This window comes from Salinihabitans flavidus, assembly GCF_900110425.1.
Classification (GTDB): Bacteria; Pseudomonadota; Alphaproteobacteria; order Rhodobacterales; family Rhodobacteraceae; genus Salinihabitans; species Salinihabitans flavidus.
This window is the reverse complement of record NZ_FODS01000010.1, coordinates 101819-121722: the sequence shown is the minus strand read 5'-3', so window position 1 is coordinate 121722 and position 19904 is coordinate 101819. Positions and strand designations below refer to the sequence as shown.

Annotated in this window: 16 protein-coding genes; 14 read left to right on the top strand and 2 right to left on the bottom strand. The window is 61.1% G+C overall.

What is annotated here, in order from left to right; all coding sequences use genetic code 11:
* The 5 genes from BMW66_RS10190 to BMW66_RS10170 form a co-directional block, all read left to right on the top strand.
* The coding region (locus BMW66_RS10190; protein ID WP_139196116.1) for an integrase core domain-containing protein at positions 1 to 350 on the top strand (350 nt) is incomplete at its 5' end.
* A 117-nt stretch (positions 351 to 467) separates the two neighbouring features.
* Positions 468 to 2042 (top strand): ABC transporter substrate-binding protein, encoded by a 1575-nt coding sequence (locus BMW66_RS10185; protein ID WP_175483211.1) that lies wholly within the window; start codon positions 468 to 470, stop codon positions 2040 to 2042.
* A gap of 204 nt (positions 2043 to 2246) precedes the next feature.
* Positions 2247 to 3203 (top strand): ABC transporter permease, encoded by a 957-nt coding sequence (locus BMW66_RS10180; protein WP_093118101.1) that lies wholly within the window; start codon positions 2247 to 2249, stop codon positions 3201 to 3203.
* A 10-nt stretch (positions 3204 to 3213) separates the two neighbouring features.
* The gene (locus BMW66_RS10175) at positions 3214 to 4281 is read left to right on the top strand and encodes an ABC transporter permease (protein WP_093118079.1); all 1068 of its coding nucleotides are present in this window, start codon (positions 3214 to 3216) and stop codon (positions 4279 to 4281) included.
* The gene (locus BMW66_RS10170) at positions 4281 to 5936 is read left to right on the top strand and encodes an ABC transporter ATP-binding protein (protein ID WP_093118077.1); all 1656 of its coding nucleotides are present in this window, start codon (positions 4281 to 4283) and stop codon (positions 5934 to 5936) included. Before BMW66_RS10175 ends, BMW66_RS10170 begins: the two co-directional genes overlap by 1 nt.
* A 9-nt stretch (positions 5937 to 5945) precedes the next feature.
* Here BMW66_RS10170 and BMW66_RS10165 read toward each other — a convergent pair whose 3' ends face one another.
* Positions 5946 to 7196 (bottom strand): aminotransferase class V-fold PLP-dependent enzyme, encoded by a 1251-nt coding sequence (locus BMW66_RS10165; protein WP_093118075.1) that lies wholly within the window; start codon positions 7194 to 7196, stop codon positions 5946 to 5948.
* Between the two features lie 193 nt (positions 7197 to 7389).
* Here BMW66_RS10165 and BMW66_RS10160 point away from each other — a divergent pair, with 193 nt between their 5' ends.
* The 6 genes from BMW66_RS10160 (at position 7390) to hutU (ending at position 14860) form a co-directional block, all read left to right on the top strand.
* Positions 7390 to 8109, top strand: coding sequence for a histidine utilization transcriptional repressor HutC (locus BMW66_RS10160; protein ID WP_175483210.1), 720 nt, complete (start codon positions 7390 to 7392; stop codon positions 8107 to 8109).
* Positions 8110 to 8120: 11 nt separating this feature from the next.
* A complete protein-coding gene (locus tag BMW66_RS10155; RefSeq protein ID WP_093118071.1) occupies positions 8121 to 9494 on the top strand; it encodes a formimidoylglutamate deiminase in 1374 nt (457 codons plus the stop codon).
* 179 nt (positions 9495 to 9673) lie between these two features.
* On the top strand, positions 9674 to 10867 hold the full coding sequence (gene hutI / locus BMW66_RS10150) for an imidazolonepropionase (RefSeq protein WP_093118069.1): 1194 nt from the start codon (positions 9674 to 9676) through the stop codon (positions 10865 to 10867).
* Complete coding sequence (hutH, locus tag BMW66_RS10145; RefSeq protein WP_175483209.1) at positions 10864 to 12399, top strand: histidine ammonia-lyase; 1536 nt, start codon at positions 10864 to 10866, stop codon at positions 12397 to 12399. Before hutI ends, hutH begins: the two co-directional genes overlap by 4 nt.
* Positions 12396 to 13199, top strand: coding sequence for an N-formylglutamate deformylase (gene hutG / locus BMW66_RS10140; RefSeq protein WP_093118067.1), 804 nt, complete (start codon positions 12396 to 12398; stop codon positions 13197 to 13199). The genes hutH and hutG overlap by 4 nt, the downstream gene beginning before the upstream one ends.
* Positions 13196 to 14860 (top strand): urocanate hydratase, encoded by a 1665-nt coding sequence (hutU, locus tag BMW66_RS10135; protein ID WP_093118065.1) that lies wholly within the window; start codon positions 13196 to 13198, stop codon positions 14858 to 14860. Before hutG ends, hutU begins: the two co-directional genes overlap by 4 nt.
* A gap of 26 nt (positions 14861 to 14886) precedes the next feature.
* On the opposite strand, the gene BMW66_RS10130 is transcribed toward hutU, so the two are convergent.
* Positions 14887 to 15075 carry a DUF1674 domain-containing protein gene (locus BMW66_RS10130; RefSeq protein ID WP_093118063.1) on the bottom strand — a complete coding sequence of 63 codons (189 nt, stop codon included), beginning with the start codon at positions 15073 to 15075 and terminating at the stop codon, positions 14887 to 14889.
* 76 nt (positions 15076 to 15151) lie between these two features.
* On the opposite strand from BMW66_RS10130, the gene BMW66_RS10125 reads away from it, so the two are divergent.
* The 3 genes from BMW66_RS10125 (at position 15152) to purH (ending at position 19882) form a co-directional block, all read left to right on the top strand.
* Entirely contained in the window at positions 15152 to 16432 is a 1281-nt protein-coding gene (locus tag BMW66_RS10125) for an RsmB/NOP family class I SAM-dependent RNA methyltransferase (RefSeq protein ID WP_093118061.1), read from the top strand.
* A gap of 89 nt (positions 16433 to 16521) precedes the next feature.
* On the top strand, positions 16522 to 18270 hold the full coding sequence (locus BMW66_RS10120) for a heparinase II/III family protein (RefSeq protein ID WP_093118059.1): 1749 nt from the start codon (positions 16522 to 16524) through the stop codon (positions 18268 to 18270).
* A gap of 22 nt (positions 18271 to 18292) precedes the next feature.
* Positions 18293 to 19882 carry a bifunctional phosphoribosylaminoimidazolecarboxamide formyltransferase/IMP cyclohydrolase gene (purH, locus tag BMW66_RS10115; RefSeq protein ID WP_093118057.1) on the top strand — a complete coding sequence of 530 codons (1590 nt, stop codon included), beginning with the start codon at positions 18293 to 18295 and terminating at the stop codon, positions 19880 to 19882.
* The last annotated feature ends 22 nt before the right edge of the window (positions 19883 to 19904 follow it).

Sequence of the window (19904 nt, the reverse complement as noted above, 5' to 3'; positions counted from 1 at the left end):
AGCCGAGGAACCGGAACACGATCATCTCCCGGCCGATGCGCTTCGACATGATCTGTGAGGCGAACGGCATCGAGCACCGGCTGACCAAACCCAACCATCCATGGACCAACGGCCAGGTCGAGAGGATGAACCGCACGATCAAGGACGCGACGGTCAAGCGCTTCCACTACGACAGCCACAATCAGCTACGCACGCACCTCACAGACTTCATGGCAGCCTACAATTTCGCCCGGCGGCTCAAAACTCTCGGCGGCCTCACGCCCTACGAATACATCTGCAAGGTCTGGACCTCAGAGCCGGATCGTTTCATCCTAAATCCGATCCACCAGATGCCGGGACTAAACACCTAGGGCAGGGGCGGTTTTTCACTCCGAATCGCGAAGTTGTGCGAAAACAAGGGTGAATCTTCTGACGTTTGACTGTACGTCTCTAGTCAGATGCTGAAATGACACAGGGAGCAATAGAAGATGGCGAAGCTGATCAAACCACATACGGGCGGACTAACGCGTCGCCGGTTCATGAGCACCACGGCGGCCACTGGTGCCGCTGCCGCACTTGGCGCGAGCGTCTGGGGTGGCCGGGCGCAGGCTCAGCAGAAGCGTGGCGGCACTCTGCGCGTGGCCAAGGGGCACGGGCAGACGACCGATACGCTCAACCCCGGCACCTATGAAAACGGGTATATGCTGGCGCTGTCCTACGGTATCCACGGCTTTTTGACCGGCGTTGGCCGGGATGGGTCCATCGAACCGGAACTGGCCGAGAGCTGGGAAGCGAGCCCTGACGCGAAAACCTGGCGGTTCAAGCTGCGGTCGGGCGTGACGTTCCATTCCGGCAAGACGCTGACGGCAGAAGATGTGGTTGCCTCGATCAATTTCCATCGCGGTGAAGACTCCACCTCTGCGGCGAAGCCGCTTTTGTCGTCGATTATCGATATTTCCGCTGATGGCGACACGGTGGTCTTTACCCTTGATGCGGGCAGCGCTGACTTTCCATTCACCTTCACCGACTATCACCTTGCGATTCTGCCGGTGAAGGATGGTGAAGTTGATTGGCGCTCCGGCGACGGCTGCGGCCCATACAAACTGGTGAATTTCCAACCTGGCGTATCGACCAGTTTCGCGCGCAACACCGATGACTGGAACCAGAATCGTGGCTGGTTCGACGAAGTCGAGATGCTGGCCATCGTGGACCTGAACGCGCGAACCACAGCGCTTATTTCGGGCGATGTGCACGCGATCGACAAGCTGGACCTCAAGACCGTTGGCCTGATGGAGCGCAATCAGAACCTCAGTATCCGGTCGGTCGCGGGGAACCAGCATTACACGTTTGCCATGTCCTGCAACAAGGACCCTTTCACCGATGTGAATGTGCGCCTCGCGCTTAAGCATGCGATCAACCGCGAGGAACTGGTCGAGAAGATCCTGTTCGGCTATGGCTCTGTCGGCAACGACCACCCGATCGGGCGCGGTCAGCGGTTCTACAACGACGAGATGCCGCAAACCACCTATGATCCCGACAAGGCGCGGCATTACCTCAAGAAGGCCGGCATGGACGGACTTTCGGTCGAGGTCGCGGCGGCCGATGCGGCCTTCCCCGGCGCGGTGGATGCGGCTGTTCTCTATCAGAACGCGGCCAAGGAGGCCGGGATCGACATGAAGGTGGCGCGCAAGCCCAACGATGGCTACTGGTCCGACGTATGGATGAAGCATCCCTTCTCTGCCGTCTACTGGGGTGGCCGCGCGGTGGAGGATGCGATGTTCACCACGGCCTACAGATCCGGTGCGGCCTGGAACGATACGTTCTGGGAGAACGAGCGTTTCGATGAGCTTCTTGTAAAAGCGCGCGCCGAGCTTGACGAGGCCAAGCGTCGCGAGATGTATTACGAGATGCAGCTCATTGTGAATCAGGACGGCGGCGCCGTGATTCCGATGTTTGCCAACTACGTCTTTGCCACGAACGAAGACCTTGTGACAGGTGATACGTTCTCGTCCCATTGGGACATGGACGGTGAGCGCTGGATGGAACGCTGGTCGTTTGCTTAACAGACTTGGGCCGGACCGAAAGGTTCGGCCCTTTGTTTTCCCAAGCCTCCGGGGCACCCCTGACATGACTGAACGCCCCGAGGTTCGGCGACAGCCGGAACTCGGACCAGTTGTGACCTGCCGTTCCGATCCGGCCAATAGTGATAACATCCGACTGATCGCCAGGCGGCCTTCTGCCCGGTGGCCAACGACGAGGAGACCAAGATGGGGACGTTACTGCGTCTGATAGCGATGCGCCTCGGGTTGGGGCTGATCACGTTGCTGATCGTGTCGATCCTGATTTTCTTTGCTGTCGAACTCTTGCCCGGTGATCTGGCCGAAGCGGTTCTCGGGCAAGGTGCGACCGATGAGACTGTGGCTGCCATGCGTGAGCAGCTTGGTCTCGACCGGCCGGCACCAATCCGGTATTTCGAGTGGCTGGGCGGTGCCGTTACGGGGGATTTCGGGCAATCTCTTGTCACCGGAGAGAGGGTGAGTTCCGCCATATCCCAGCGTTTTGCGAATACGCTTTTCCTGGCAAGCTATGCGGCCATCATCGCGGTCCCGCTGGCGATCGTGCTTGGCGTCATCGTGGCATTGCTGCGCAACACGGTTTTTGATCGGGTCGCCAATGTGCTTACACTCACCTCGATTTCCTCGCCCGAGTTCTTTCTCGGGTATATCCTGATCCTCTTTCTTTCGGTGCGCTGGCAGGTTTTTCCGTCGAACGCGAGTCTGTCAGGAGGCATGAATCTGGACGATTTGCTGTATCGCACCTTCCTTCCCGCGCTGACGCTGGTTCTGGTCGTCACAGCGCACATGATGCGAATGACGCGGGCTGCGATCATCAACCTTCTGGCCTCTCCCTATATCGAAATGGCGCGGCTGAAGGGGGTGCCGCCGTGGAAGCGGATCGTGCACCATGCGCTGCCGAACGCCTGGGCACCGATCATCAATGTCGTGGCACTCAACCTCGCCTATCTGGTCACCGGCGTGGTGCTGGTAGAAGTGGTATTCGTTTATCCCGGTATCGGACAGCTTCTGGTCGATGCGGTAGCCAAGCGGGATTTCCCGATCGTGCAGGCTTGCTGCCTGATCTTCGCAGCGACCTTCATTCTTCTCAACCTTGCGGCGGATGTGGGGTCTATCCTGACAAATCCGCGCTTGCGGCATCCGAAGTGAGGGCAGATCCATGAGCTATTTCGTCATCGGGTATTTTGCCCTTCTGATCGGTGGGGCGTGCGTGGCCGCCTACTACAAGCAGCAGAGTGCGCTGATCGTGTTGTTTGCGCTGACGCTGGTATCGTTTCTGCTGGGGATTATCGGCGGGGCCGTTGTTTTGTGGGGTATTGCGGTCGCGGCGGGGGCTCTGGCGTTCTGTGCCATGACGGCCTATTCCTTTCGCGAGTTTCTGATCCTGCTCTTGCCCAAGAGACTGGCAAAGCAGGTTGCCACGGCGCCGCTTACCGCGTCGTTTGGCATGTTCGTGATCCTCATCTACATGATTGCCGGGATCTTTGCTCCGTGGATTGCGCCCTTTGGCGAGGCGGAAGTTGTCGGATCGGCCTTTGCCCCGCCGGATGACACACTTCTGCTTGGCGGGGATCAGCTTGGCCGGGACATGTTCAGCCGCCTGATCTTCGGCGCCCGCAATACCGTGGGACTTGCGCTGCTGGCGACAACGCTGGCCTTTATCGCGGGGGCGGCGACGGGGCTTCTGGCCGCGACCAAGGGCGGGATTTTCGATCAACTCATGGGGCGGTTTGCCGACATCATCATGTCGATTCCGGCGCTGATCTTCGCGCTTTTGATCCTGTCGATCTTTGGCACCAACCTGACGGTGATCGTGATTGTCGTGGCGGTGATCTACAGTCCGCGCGTCTTCCGTTTGACGCGGGCGGTCGCGGGCAACGTGGTAGTCATGGACTATATCGAGGCGGCAAAACTGCGCGGGGAGGGGGACTGGTATCTTATCCGCCGCGAGATTCTGCCGAATTCGACCGCGCCGCTGGTGGCGGAGTTCGGACTGGAGTTCTGTTTCGTCTTCCTGCTGATTGCCGGTCTGAGCTTTCTCGGGCTGGGAATCCAGCCCCCCACAGCGGATTGGGGGTCAATGGTGCGGGAGAATGCGACGCTGATCTCGTTCGGTGTGATCACCCCCCTGATACCGGCGGCGGCCATCGCGCTCTTGACCGTGGCGGTAAACTTTGTCGTCGACTGGATGCTTTTCCGGTCCTCGGGCCTGAAGGAGAAACTGTGATGACCGAGCAAAACCAGAAGAACGTTCTTCTCAGCATTCGGGATCTACACATCGAGGGGTATACCGGCGAGGAGTGGCTACCGATCATCAAGGGCGTGAACCTGACACTTCATCGCGGTGAAGTACTGGGCCTGATCGGGGAATCCGGGGCGGGCAAATCCACGATTGGCGCCGCGGCGATGGGATTTGCCCGCGACGGCACCCGCATCTCGAGTGGGTCGATCGTATTCGATGGCATCGATCTGACCACTGCAAGCCGCGAGGACAAGCGCGCGCTTCGTGGGGCACGGATTGCTTATGTGGCACAATCGGCAGCGGCGAGTTTCAATCCGGCGCACAAGATCATCGACCAGCATGTCGAAGCGCCGGTGCAGTACCGCATCAAGAAGCGGTCCGAGGCGCGGAAAGACGCGATAGAGCTCTATGAAAAGCTGCGCCTGCCCAACCCCGAAGAGATCGGTTTCCGCTATCCGCATCAGGTGTCGGGCGGACAATTACAACGCGCGATGACGGCTATGGCGATGGCCTGCCGGCCCGATCTGATCATCTTCGATGAGCCGACGACCGCTCTTGATGTGACCACGCAGATCGAGGTTCTGGCGGCAATCCGCGACATCGTCGATGAGTTCAACACCGCGGCGATCTATATCACCCATGATCTGGCTGTGGTGGCGCAGATGGCCGATACGATCAAGGTTCTTCTGAACGGTGAGGAAGTCGAAGAGGCCTCCACCGAAGAGATGCTCGATCACCCCAAGGAAGATTACACCAAAAGCCTCTGGGCAGTGCGGAGCTTCAAGAAGCCCCAGAAGGCGCGGCCGAAGGACTCGGAGCCTCTGATCTCGGTGCGGGGTGTGGATGCGGCCTACGGTGGCGGCTTGAAGGTTCTCGACGATGTCTCGTTTGATATCCACGCGGGTATGACTGTCGCGGTTGTGGGAGAGTCGGGGTCGGGGAAATCCACGGCAGCGCGGGTGATGACCGGGCTTCTGCCGCCGAGAAAGGGCGAAATTCTGTTCAAGGGAGAGGTGTTGCCGCCCCGCTATCGAGACCGAAGCAAGGATCAACTGCGCCAGATGCAGATGATCTATCAGATGGCGGATACGGCATTGAACCCACAGGTCAGGATATCAGAGATTATCGGACGACCGGCGCAGTTCTATTCCGGGCTGAAAGGCACGAGGCTTAAGCAGCGGGTGGATGAGCTTCTTGATTTGATCGAGATGGAGCCGTCGCAGTACTATAACCGCTATCCGCCGGAGCTTTCGGGTGGGCAGAAACAGCGGATCGGGATTGCGCGCGCGCTTGCGGCAGAACCCAGCTTCATCATCTGCGATGAGGTGACGAGCGCGCTTGATCAACTTGTGGCAGAAGGCATTCTGAAATTGCTGGATCGGCTACAGAGAGATCTCGGGCTGGCCTATATGTTCATCACCCACGATTTGGCCACGGTTCGGGCGATCGCCGATGAGGTGGTCGTGATGCAGAACGGACAAGTGGTCGAACAAGGGCCAAAGGAAGAGATGTTCAAGCCGCCGCACCACCCCTATACTGATCTTTTGCTGAGCTCCGTGCCGGAGATGGATCCGAACTGGCTTACCAGGCTGCTTGAAGAGCGGGGCGTGGACAATGTGGGGGAGGCTGCAGAGGTCTGATCGGTGCGATCAGCCTGTGACGGAGGCCATGACCGACAGAAACTGCGCGACCTCTGCCTTGCTGTTGTAGTGGCAGAGTGAAACGCGGATGCAATCCTGTTGCCCCAGGGGGGCGAGGACATTGCCGGAGTAGTGGTCGTTTTTGCGGATATGCACGCGGATGCCGTTGTCGCGCAGCGTGGCGACTAGATCGGCCGAAGGCAGCCCCTCAACCCAGCAAGCGACGAGACCTTCGCGCGCGGGGTTGTCGATACCTCCTATGACATGCAGCCGTTCCATGTCTGCAAGTCCCCTGAGGTTGTCCGTGCCATAGAGCATCGCATCGGTCAGCATCTTTTCATGGGCATGGATGGCATTGCCAGCGGCTTCGATCCGGTCGCGCCGGTCGGGCGCGTCCGAGACTTGAGCGCCCAGCCAGTCCAGATAGGCGACGACATCCGACAGCGTCGCATAGGCGCCGGTGTCGCGGGTGCCAAGCTCCCAGGCCGACGTCGGACCCCCGTGAAGATTCTCATGTGGCAAAGCGGCAAGGCGATCGGAAATCCATGCCATGCCATAGCCATGACGCGAAAACATCTTGTAGGGAGAGATCGCATATCCATCGACGCCATAGGATGCGATGTCGATCTGCCCGTGCGCTGCGTGTTGAATTCCGTCGACGATGATCAGGCAATCCGGCGCATTTTCACGAATGGTGGCCGCGATCGCAGCCACGTCCACACCCATGCCAGTGACAGGCGATGTGTGCAGGATCGTGGCGATGCGGGTATCGGCTGTGATGTGCGGGGCGTAGTCGTCCGCAGTGACAGTGCCCGTGGTGTTGTCATGAGGCACGAGTATATGGTCGCGTCCGGACAGTTCTGCCCAGTGGGCCGCGGCGCTGCGCGAGGCGGGGTGTTCGAGCGTGCTGCCCAACACGCGGCCACCGAGGGCCGCGCCCATGCAGGCGGTTCGGATCATGCGAAACAGCATCTCTGTTCCGCTTTCGCCCAGAACGATCTGGCCGGACGGCGCGTTGAGAAGTACCCGTGCATCCGCGCGGGCGGCGTCGATCACCCGCATAAGCTCTTGCGAAGCGGGGTTGTCGCGTCCCTGATTGTCGGGGATGGCGGCGAAGGTCGCAGTGGTATCGACCACCGATTTCAAGGTCAGCGCGCCGCCCGCATTCTCGAAAAATATGCGATCGCCCGCGAAGGGACAGGTCTCCACATGCGCGAAACGGCTCCGAATCTCTGGAAGAAGCTTGGCATCGAACGCCATGGGTCGGTATCCTTTCAGGACGTGATCAAGGTGTAGAAGTGCCACAGGCCACGCGCGTGGAAAAGAGTTTTGTGCAAGGGACTTGGCGGCATGTCTGTCGCATGAGGTTGGAGAGTGCAACTGCCCACTTGAGCCACCCGATATTCGCGCCTATAAGAATGATGGAGTTATTTGTAAATACAAATGGACGCCTGTGACACGCAAACCACCCCTGTATCAGATTGTCCGCGACGGATTGCGGCACCGGATCGAGACCGGCCACTACCGAGTGGGCGATCAGCTTCCGGGCGAAGAGACGCTCGCCGAAGAATTTGGTTGTTCGCGGCTGACCGCGCATCGGGCGTTGCGTGAACTTGCCGATCTGGGTTTTGTAGAACGCCGCCCACGGGCCGGTACCCGTGTTCTACCGCGTGGAGGAGGAGTGATGATCCGCATCCCCTCGATACGCGAGGAGATAGAGGCGCAGGGTCACATTTACCGCTATGAGTTGCTGCAAAGGCGACTGGCGAAGCCGTCCAAGGCGGTGGCCGAAGGGCTTGGTGTGGACGAGGACACACGTCTTTTGAACCTGCGTTGCCGACATTGGGCGGGGCGGCAGGTGTTCCAGTATGAGAATCGCTGGATCAACCCTGACAGTGCGCCCGGTGCCTCTGAACAATCATTCGAGGACTTCGGGCCGAATGATTGGCTGATCAACACTGTTCCGTATTCCAACGTGGATCACGAGATTTCCGCAGTCTCCGCGACCCGGATCACCGCCCCGGTGATGGATGTGCCCGTCGCGACGCCGCTTTTGCAGGTAAGGCGCCTGACATCGCTGCATGGCATCGGTGTGACGGCTGTGACGCTCCTTCATCCGGGGCACGACTATGTATTGCGCTCGGCGCACAGCACCGAGACTTCCCAGACCTGAAGGGGGCCAGAATGAGCCAGACGATTTTTGCCAGAGATGCCTTGCTCCCAGAGGGCTGGGCCCGTGATGTCACGGTTCAAATTGGCTCGGACGGGCGAATTTCCAGCGTCACGCAGGCGGACGCCAAGCCCGACCGGGCTGAAGAGGTTGGTATCCTGCTGCCCGCGCCTGCCAACATACACAGTCATGGGTTTCAGCGGGCGATGGCCGGTCTGACCGAAGGGCGCGGAGACAGCCCGACAGACAGTTTCTGGACTTGGCGCAGGGTGATGTATCGTTTCCTCGATCAACTGACGCCGGAGCATGTGGAAGCCATCACCGCCTTTGTGCAGATGGAGATGCTCGAAGCCGGGTATGCCGCATCGGTGGAATTCCACTATTTGCACCATCAGCCGGGAGGCGTGCCCTATGCCAGTTTGTCGGAGATGTCGGAACGTGTTGCAGGGGCGGCGGATGCTTCAGGCATCGGGCTTACACTCCTGCCGGTTCTATATGAGTATGGCGGTCTTGATCAGCGCGCCCTTGGTCCCGGCCAGATCAGGTTCGGCAATGACCCGGAGCGGTTTGCCATCCTTGTGGAGGGGGCAGAGCGGGCGCTTTCGCCGTTGCCACACGATACCGTGCTAGGTGTGGCGCCCCATTCGTTACGCGCAGTCAGCTCACAAGGTTTGTCACAGGCAGCAACGCTTCGGCCCGACGGACCGATCCACATGCACATCGCGGAGCAGATTCCCGAGATCGAGGAAGTCTTCGCTGCGACCGGCGTGCAACCGATGGAATGGTTGTTGGATAACGCGCAAGTGGATGCGCGTTGGTGCCTGATCCATTGCACACACATGACGCATGACGAGACTGTGGCCCTTGCGCGAACGGGGGCGACAGCAGGGCTCTGCCCGATAACAGAGAGCAGCCTGGGCGACGGAATATTCAACGGGATCGACTATCTTTCGGCAAATGGGAGGATCGGGATCGGATCGGATTCCAATATTCGCATCTCGTTGTCGGAGGAGTTGCGCACGCTAGAATATTCACAGCGTCTGACAAGCAATCGCAGGGCGGTGTTCGCCACGCCGGACAAGTCCACGGGGAGGATGTTGTTCGAGCACGCGTTGAAGGGCGGTGCGGCAGCGGCCGGGCGTGATTGCGGCGCGATCGCACCGGGCAAGCAGGCTGATCTGCTGACGCTCGATCCCGGATCGGTGCATCTGGTGAATCGCACGCAGGACCAGCTTCTCGACAGCTTCATTTTCGCCGGGGATGATTCGATGGTTCGCGATGTCTGGTCTGCTGGCCGCCACGTGGTTCGGGGCGGGCAGCACAAGGACCACGACCGTCTGACCGCCGCCTATCGTGGTGTGATCGAACGACTTTCCTCGGAAATCTGAGTGATTCCAGCCCATTGGGACGCCCATCACGCGCGCTTTGCCGAACCGGCAGAGAGTGCGCTGGGTGCCCCTACGCAATTGGATATGTGACTTGACCGGCGCATAGGGTTTGTATTTATATATACAAAATAGCGCGAACTCATCGGGCCTCAACCCAAACAGACAGAAAGGCGGCGACCTTGACCGATACCGTAGCCTTCACCAACGCCATCCTGACCGATGCGGACAATGCCGAGACATCCTGTGTGCTGACCCGTTCTGGGCGGATAACCTACTGTGGGCCCGAGGCAGGGGCACCGGTTTCGGATGCACATGAACGTGTCGATTGCGGCGGACGGCTGATCACGCCGGCGCTGGTGGATTGTCATACACATATCGTGCATGGCGGTGAGCGCTCGCTGGAATTCCAGATGCGGCAGGAAGGCCGATCCTATTCGGAAATCGCGCAGGCCGGCGGTGGCATCCTGTCAACGGTCACAGCGACCAATGCCCTGAGCGTAGAGGAGTTGGTTGAGACGGCGTTGCCCCGGCTTGATCACCTGCTGACCGAAGGTGTCTGCACCGTGGAAGTGAAGTCCGGTTATGGGCTGACGATCGAGGGCGAGTTGAACATGCTGCGTGCGGCGCGGCAGTTGGAAAAGCGACGGAAGGTGCGGGTCAGGACAAGTTACCTTGCCGCGCATGCGCTGCCGCCTGAGTATCGGGAAAACCGCCAAGGGTATCTGGATGACGTGGTGATTGCGGGGTTGCGTGCGGCGCATGACGAAGGCCTGGTCGATGCGGTGGACGGATTTTGCGAGCATATCGCCTTCTCCCCGAAAGAAATCGCGCAGGTATTCGATCTTGCCGCAGAACTGGAGCTGCCGGTGAAGCTTCATGCCGAGCAGCTTTCGGATCTGGGCGGGGCAGCGCTCGCGGCCCGCTATGGGGCGTTGTCGGCGGATCATCTGGAATACCTGAGTGATGTGGATGCCCGTGTGATGGCCGAGGCCGGGACGGTCGCGGTGCTCTTGCCGGGTGCGTTCTATACCCTGCACGAGACACAGCTTCCGCCGATGAAGGCGCTGCGCGAGGCGGGGGCGAAGCTGGCGCTGGCGACCGATTGCAATCCGGGGAGCGCGCCGCTCACATCGCTGCTGCTGACGATGAACATGGGCGCGACATTGTTCGGCATGACCGTGCCGGAGTGTATCGAAGGCACAACGGCGAATGCTGCAAAGGCCCTTGGGCTGGAGGGGGAAGTGGGCACTCTGATGCCGGGCGCTTCCGCGGACCTGGCGATATGGGATGTGAAGCGTCCCGCCGAACTGGTTTACCGGATCGGGTTCAACCCGCTGTGGCGGCGGTATTTCAAAGGGGAATACGCGCAATGACGCTGACACTGAGACCCGGTCGTGTGACGCTGGCAGATCTTCACGACATTTACTGGAATGGCACCGTGGTGCGACTTGATCCGTCCTGCGCGGAACAGGTGGCGGCGGCGGCGCGAACCATCGCACGGATCGCGGAAGGCGATGAGCCGGTCTATGGCGTGAACACCGGCTTTGGCAAGCTGGCCTCGATCCGCATCGACACGGCGGATACCGAGACGCTTCAGCGCAATCTGATCCTCAGCCATTGTTGTGGGGTGGGCGAGCCCCTTGATGAGAACATCACCCGGCTGATGATGTCGCTGAAGCTGATGTCTCTGGGGCGCGGAGCGTCCGGTGTGCGGCCCGAACTCGTGGCGCAGATCGAAGACATGCTGGAATGCGGTGTGATCCCGGTTGTTCCGGGGCAGGGGTCTGTCGGAGCGTCCGGGGACCTCGCGCCGCTTGCCCATATGGCTGCTGCGATGATCGGTGAGGGAGAGGCGTTTCATGGGGGACGGCGCCTGCCTGCCACCGAGGCGCTGAAGGCTGCGGGGCTGACGCCGATGACGCTTGCGGCGAAGGAGGGTCTGGCGCTGATCAATGGCACGCAAACCTCGACTGCGCTGGCGCTGGCGGGGCTGTTTCGGGCCTATCGTGCCTACAAGGTTTCGCTGATTTCCGGCGCGCTTTCGACAGATGCGGCCATGGGAAGTTCCGCGCCGTTTCATCCCGAAATTCACGCGCTGCGAGGCCATCAGGGACAGATCGACACGGCACAGGCGCTGCGATGGATGCTGGACGGATCGGAGATACGCGACAGCCATCTGGAAGGCGATGAACGGGTGCAGGATCCCTATTGCATTCGCTGTCAACCACAGGTGGCGGGGGCGGCGCTTGATCTGCTGCGCGAGTGCGCACGCAAACTGGTGATCGAGGCGAACGCCGTGACCGACAACCCGCTTGTTCTGTCGGATGGCACCACTGTGTCGGGGGGAAATTTCCATGCCGAGCCGGTGGCCTTTGCCGCCGATCAGATTGCGCTTGCCGTGGCAGAGATCGGCGCGATCAGTCAGCGGCGCATTTCTCTTCTGGTCGATCCGGCACTGAGTTTCGGATTGCCCGCCTTTCTGACGCCGGCGCCGGGGCTGAATTCAGGGTTGATGATTGCCGAAGTGACTTCGGCCGCGCTGATGAGCGAGAACAAGCAGCTTGCCTATCCGGCGAGCGTGGACTCCACCCCGACTTCGGCCAATCAGGAGGACCATGTGTCGATGGCTTGTCACGGGGCGCGGCGCTTGCTTCTGATGACACGCAATCTGGCGCAAATCATCGGGATAGAGGCGATGGCGGGCGCACAGGGTGTGGAGCTTCGCGGCCCGCTCAAGACCTCCGACAGCCTTCAACGCGTGATGGCGCGACTGCGGGAAGATGTGCCATCCCTCAAGGAGGACCGCTACCTCGCGCCCGATCTGGCGGCGGCAGCGAATCTTGTGGTGAGTGGGGCACTCAATGACACGATTCCCAAAGGAGTCTTGCCGGAGTTGATGCCATGATGCCGGTGGAGGTCACACGCGGGGATAGCCCGATCGTACTTGGCCTGCCCCACACCGGCACATATGTGCCGAAAGAGATTAAGGCGCGGCTCAATGAAAGGGGGTTGGAGCTGTCGGATACCGACTGGCATATCCATGACCTCTACGATGGGCTTCTGGAGGGGGCGACTTCGGTGCGGGCGACGTTCCACCGCTACGTGATCGACGCGAACCGCAACCCGGCCCGCGAATCGCTCTATCCCGGTCAGAACACCACCGGGTTGATCCCGGAGACGAATTTTGACGGCGCCCCGATCTGGCGCGATGGGCAGGTACCCGACGAGGCCGATATCGACGCGCGGTTGGAGACGTATTTCCGGCCCTATCACCGGGCTCTGGAGGCCGAGTTGACCCGTGTGCGGGACATGCACGGCGTTGCGATCCTCTATGACTGCCATTCGATCCGGGGAGATATTCCCTTTCTCTTCGAAGGCCGCCTGCCGGATTTGAACGTGGGCACGAATATGGGCACGACCTGTGACGCGCGCGTGGAAGAGACGGTTTACGGGCTTTGCCGCGCCGCCGAGGGTTATACCTCTGTCCTGAATGGACGGTTCAAGGGTGGGTGGACCACGCGGCACTATGGCCGACCCTCAGAAGGTTGGCACGCGATCCAGATGGAGATCGCGCAGGCCGCCTATATGGACGAAGAGCCGCCCTGGACCTGGCGTGCAGAACGGGCCGAACCGCTGCGGCGCTTGTTGAAAACCATTCTGACAGACCTGGCCGATCTGGCCCCAAACCTGCGAGGCGACGCATGAGCATGAACCGATATGAAGATCGCACGATCAAGGCACCGACAGGCACGACGCTGACCGCGAAAAGCTGGCTGACAGAGGCACCGCTTCGGATGCTGATGAACAATCTGCATCCGGATGTGGCGGAGAACCCGAAGGAGCTTGTCGTCTATGGCGGGATCGGGCGCGCGGCGCGAAACTGGAAATGCTACGATCAGATTGTCGAGGCGCTGACCGAACTGGAAGAGGATGAGACTCTTCTGGTACAATCGGGCAAGCCTGTGGGTGTGTTCCGCACACACAAGGATGCCCCGCGTGTTCTGATCGCCAATTCCAACATCGTGCCGCATTGGGCCAACTGGAAGCATTTCAACGAGCTCGATCGCAAGGGGCTCATGATGTATGGACAAATGACGGCCGGCTCGTGGATCTACATCGGCAGCCAGGGCATTGTTCAGGGCACCTATGAAACCTTCGTCGAGGCCGGACGTCAGCATTACGATGGGGATCTGACCGGCAAGTGGATCCTGACCGGCGGTCTTGGGGGCATGGGCGGCGCACAGCCATTGGCGGCGGTGATGGCCGGTGCCTGCTGTCTCGCGGTGGAGTGCAACCCCGATTCAATAGATTTCCGCCTGCGCACCCGATACGTGGACGAAAAGACAGAAAGCGTCGATGAGGCGCTTGAGATGATCGACCGCTGGACCAAGGCGGGAGAGGCGAAATCCGTGGCGCTTCTAGGCAATGCGGCGGATGTCTACCCCGAGCTGCTCCGTCGCGGGGCGAAGCCCGATCTCGTGACCGATCAGACCTCGGCGCATGATCCGGTGAACGGCTATTTGCCGCAGGGCTGGACGATCGACCGCTGGAAGGCGACGCGAGAGCAGAATCCCGACGCGGTGGAGGAGGCGGCGCGCGCCTCCATGCGGGTGCAGGTGGAGGCGATGGTGGAGTTCCACAAGATGGGGATTCCAACTGTCGATTATGGCAACAATATCCGGCAGGTCGCCTTTGAAGAAGGGTTCGAGGATGCCTTTGCCTTTCCCGGATTCGTGCCGGCCTATGTCAGGCCGCTGTTCTGTCGCGGGATCGGGCCATTTCGCTGGGTCGCATTGTCGGGAGATCCGGAAGACATCTACAAGACCGATCAGAAGGTGAAGGAGCTTATCGACGATCCGAACCTGCACAACTGGCTCGACATGGCGCGGGAGAGGATCAGTTTTCAGGGATTGCCGGCGCGTATCTGCTGGGTTGGCCTCGGCCAGCGGCACAAGCTGGGGCGCGCCTTCAACGAAATGGTGCGCAATGGCGAGTTGAAAGCGCCGGTCGTGATCGGGCGTGACCACCTTGACAGTGGATCGGTGGCGTCCCCCAACCGAGAGACCGAGGCGATGCAGGACGGTTCCGACACGGTTTCGGACTGGCCGCTTCTCAACGCGCTGCTGAATACCGCGTCGGGTGCGACATGGGTGTCGCTGCACCATGGCGGCGGCGTTGGCATGGGGTTCAGCCAGCATTCCGGCGTCGTGATATGCTGCGATGGAACCGAAGATGCCGACAGGCGAATCGGGCGGGTTCTGTGGAACGATCCGGCCAGCGGCGTGATGCGGCACGCCGATGCCGGTTATGAGATTGCCCGAGACTGCGCGCGCGAAAATGGTTTGAACCTGCCCGGAATCCTCTGACAAGGGGCGGTCAGGGGCATCACACTTCAAAAGTCGATGGCGATGCCCTTGTTTTCCCAATCGCCATAGCGGACGGGTTCCGGCCCGTCGCGCCCGCCCAATTCGGTTGGCAGCGGCTTTTTCTCATCTTTACGGCGGCGTTCCTCGGCTTCGGCGAGAGCGCGCTGCGCGGCGGGGGGCAGATCCTTGCGGGTAGCGTCTAGCGTATCAACCATTGGCGGGGTTCCTTTCTGAAGTGCCCCTTGATATACGCGCCCGTCCCTTGAGGGCAAGGTTTGAGGGAGTTTTCCGATGTCTCAGGTGGGGATCGAGGCACGGCGCAGTGCCGTTCATCTGCTCGATCAGGTTTTGGGCGAGCGGCGGTTGATGGCAGAGATCGTCGGGGCCGGGGCGCTTGACCATCTGACGCCGGCTGATCGGGCACGGGCGCAGCGTCTTGCGCTTGATACCCTTCGGGGATTGGAGCGCGCGGACAGGATCTTACAGAAACACCTGACCAAGAAACCGCCTCTGAATGTGCGCAATGTGCTTCGGATGGCCACGGTCGAGATTTGTCAGGGCGGCGCGGCGCATGGGGTGGTCAATGCCGCGGTCGAGATCGTTGCACGGGGACGACGAACTGCCACGATGAAGGGGCTAGTGAACGCGATCTTGCGCAAGGTTGCGCAAACGGGCCCCGAGGCATGGCCCAAGATGCGTGTACCGCGACTGCCGGGATGGCTGCGCGATCCGCTGGCAGAAGCCTATGGCGCAGAGGTCGTCGCGGCGATGGAATCCGCGCATTTTACGGGCGCGCCCCTCGATCTCAGCCCGAAGGATGATTCAGATGCCGTCGCACGCGATCTGGGAGGCGAGCGCATGCCAACCGGCAGCGTTCGGTTGACGGGCGCCGGGCAGGTCTCGGCCTTGCCGGGATTTGCCGAGGGGGCCTGGTGGGTGCAGGATGCCGCTGCTGCGCTTCCGGTGCAGGTGCTCGATCCGAAGCCGGGGGAGAAAGTGCTCGACCTCTGTGCCGCTCCGGGGGGAAAGACGCTTCAGATCGCGGCGACAGGGGCGCAGGTGCGCGCGGTGGATGCGTCGGCCACGCGCTTGGCGCGGCTGGAGGAGAATTTGGCGCGCACGGGCCTGAACGCCGAGGTGGTCGTGGGTGACGTGATGGATCAGGGCGGGGCGTGGGACGCCATTCTTCTTGATGCCCCTTGCTCTGCCACCGGCACGATCCGGCGTCATCCTGACCTGCCACACGCCAAGGACGGAAGCGAGTTTGGGGCCTTGATCGATTTGCAGGCCGCGATGCTGGATCATGCGCTTGGCCTGCTCAAACCCGGCGGGCGGCTGGTTTTCTGCACCTGTTCGCTTTTACCCGATGAGGGTGAGTGCCAGACAGAAGACGCCCTTGCGCGACACCGGGGTTTGCGTGTGGACCGCGCGGCGCTTGATCGGCCGGGAATAGAGCCTGAGTGGGTCACACCGGAAGGCGGGCTTCGTCTGCGCCCGGATTATTGGGGCGACAAGGGCGGCATGGACGGGTTCTATATCGTTTGTCTGCGCAAGGATCGACCTGACGGTTGATCCATTTCCTCTGATTCAATCGGTGACTTTGCGCGGAGTTCGGAGTAGTGTCTCTCACAAGGCGCCCTCAGAGCGTAGAGGCAGAGCAGATGTCCAATCCGAACGGATTTTCAGCCCGCTGGACGCGGCTGATGCACCGTGTTCATGCACGGCTGAGCACGCTTGCCCGCTCTGCCACATGTTTCAATGTCATGCCCGAGCCGCGCACCATCGGCACCTTTGCCAAGGGACGGCAGCTTCTTGCAGGTAATTTCCTCTTTGCGGGGCATCTGGTGACGGCACCGGAGACGTCAATCTGGGACATCGCCTCACCTGACGATGTGTTCGAACGCGAGTTGCACGGGTTCGGGTGGCTCGACGATCTGGCGGCTGTCGGTGACCTTCTGACCCGGGAGCGCGCTCAGGTTTGGCTGTGGCAATGGATTGATCGGTATGGGCGCGGGCAGGGTCCGGGCTGGACGCCTGACCTGACCGGGCGGCGGCTTATTCGCTGGATCAACCATGCGCTTTTCGTGTTGCGTGGACAGGATTCGGACTCGTCGCGCCAATTCTATCAATCGCTTGGGCAGCAGACACGGTTCCTTGCCAAACGCTGGCACAAGGCGGCACCTGGTCTGCCGCGCTTCGAGGCACTGACGGGGTTGATCTATGCCGGGCTTGCGCTGGAGGGGCTGGAGCGTCACGTACCGTCAGCGATCCGTGCTCTGGAGCGGGAATGCCGCAACCAGGTCGATGACCAGGGTGGGATTCCAACCCGCAATCCCGAGGAGCTTCTGGACGTCTTCACCCTTCTGACATGGGCCTCCGCGGCGCTGAATGATGCAGGGCGCGAGGTGGGACCGGAGCACCTGAAGGCGATCGAGCGGATAGCACCGACGTTGCGGACGCTGCGCCATTCGGACGGGAGCCTGGCAAGGTTTCACGGGGGAGGGCGCGGGCTTGAAGGACGGCTCGATCATGCGCTGGCGGCGTCTCACATCAAGACCCGGCACCCTGGAGGTCTTTCGATGGGGTATGCCCGCCTGTCCGCGGGACGCACGAGCGTGATCGTGGATGCAAGCCCGCCGCCAACGGGTGCCAGCTCGATCAACGCACATGCGTCGACGCTGGCGTTCGAACTGACGTCGGGGCGGCGACCGCTGATTGTGAACTGCGGTTCCGGCGTGGCATTCGGCGAGGACTGGCGCCGCGCGGGGCGGGCCACCCCGTCACATTCCACCCTTTCGCTGGACGGGTATTCCAGTGCCCGGCTGGGAGAGGCGGGCCGCGGGAAGGGCTGGCGTGACGAGCAACTCGTGGATGCACCCAAGGACGTGCCGATCGAGATGAGTCAGGCTTCTGACGGCATTCGTTTCGAAGGCGGGCATGACGGATATGTTTCGACACACGGCCTCACGCATGCGCGCACGCTCGAACTTACTTTCGATGGGCGGGGGCTGGCCGGTGAGGATCTTCTTGTTGCTTTGGACGATTCAGCCAAACGCCGCTTTGAAAGAGCTCTTGACGCAAAATCCCTGCAAGGAGTCCCCTTTCAGATCCGGTTTCACCTTCACCCGGAGGCGGATGCGACCCTCGATATGGGCGGGCTGGCGGTTTCCATCGCGCTCAAGAGCGGCGAAGTATGGGTTTTCCGGCATGACGGAACGGCCCATATCTCTCTCGATCCGAGTGTTTTTCTTGAAAAGGGCCGACTCAAGCCTCGCGCGACAAAACAGATCGTTTTATCCGGTGTCGTATTGGAGTATGCGACGCGCATCCGGTGGTCTCTGGCCAAGGCGCAGGAAACCGCGCTGGCGATCCGGGACCTGAACCGCGATGACCCCGATCTGACAACCTGATTTTTTTGGATGCGCTGACCCCATGACCGAGATGACCCCGATCCGCCGTGCCCTGATTTCCGTTTCCGACAAGACCGGCCTGGCCGATCTCGGCAAGGCACTTGCCGAGCGCGGTGTGGAGCTTCTGTCCACCGGCGGAAGTGCCACGGCATTGCGCGAGGCCGGTCTTGAGGTCAGGGACGTGGCCGATCTGACGGGCTTTCCCGAGATGATGGACGGGCGGGTGAAAACTCTGCATCCCAAGGTGCATGGCGGGCTTCTGGCGCTGCGTGGCAATCCCGAGCATATCGCGGCGATGGAAGACCACGAGATCGCACCGATAGATCTTCTGGTGGTGAACCTTTATCCGTTCGAAGAGACCGTGGCGAGCGGCGCCGATTACGAAACCTGCATCGAGAATATCGACATTGGCGGGCCGGCAATGATCCGGGCAGCAGCGAAAAACCACGGTGACGTGACGGTGGTCGTCGATGTGGAGGACTACGAGACGCTGCTGACGGAGATGGACGAGACCGGGGGCGGCACCACGCGGGTCTTCCGGCAACGACTGGCGCAAATCGCATATGCACGCACCGGGGCCTATGATGCGGCGGTGAGCACCTGGATGGCCGGGGCTGTCGGAATGGCGGCACCACGCCGCCGCGCCTTCGCCGGAACACTTGCGCAGACCCTGCGCTATGGTGAGAACCCGCATCAGGCGGCGGCGTTTTATATCGACGGCAGTGACCGGCCCGGCGTGGCCAATGCGGTTCAGCATCAGGGCAAGGAACTGAGCTATAACAATATCAACGATACCGACGCCGCCTTTGAACTTGTGAGCGAGTTCGATCCGAGAGATGGTGCCACCTGTGCGATCATCAAGCATGCCAACCCCTGCGGCGTGGCGCGGGGCGCGACATTGAAGGAGGCCTATTCGCGCGCTTACGACTGCGATCGCACCAGCGCCTTCGGCGGAATCATTGCACTCAACCAGCCGCTTGACGGTGAAACGGCGGAAGAGATTACGCGTATTTTTGCAGAAGTTGTCATCGCACCCGGCGCGGACGATGATGCGAGGGCGATCTTCGCCGCGAAGAAGAACCTGCGCCTTCTGACCACGACAGGGATGGCTGATCCGCTGGCCGCGGCGCGGACGGTGCGGCAAGTGTCGGGCGGATACCTCGTCCAAGACAAGGACAGTGGTCATATCGGCCCGAACGAGCTTACGTCGGTGACGAAGAAGAGTCCCACTGACCAGCAGCTTGCCGACATGCTTTTCGCCTGGAAGGTTGCCAAGCATGTGAAATCCAACGCCATCGTTTATGTGAAGGATGGCGCGACCGTCGGAATCGGTGCGGGGCAGATGAGCCGGGTCGATTCGACACGTATCGCTGCGCGCAAGTCGCAGGACATGGCCGATGCGCTTGGTCTTTCCGCACCGCTCACCCACGGGTCGGTGGTTGCGTCCGATGCGTTCTTTCCGTTCCCTGACGGGCTTTTGGCCGCCGCCGAGGCTGGGGCCACGGCGGTCATCCAGCCGGGCGGGTCCATGCGCGACGATGAGGTGGTCAAGGCCGCCGATGAGGCCGGGCTTGCGATGGTGTTTACGGGTATGCGCCATTTCCGCCACTAGGGGCGCCACACTGGGGGTAGCG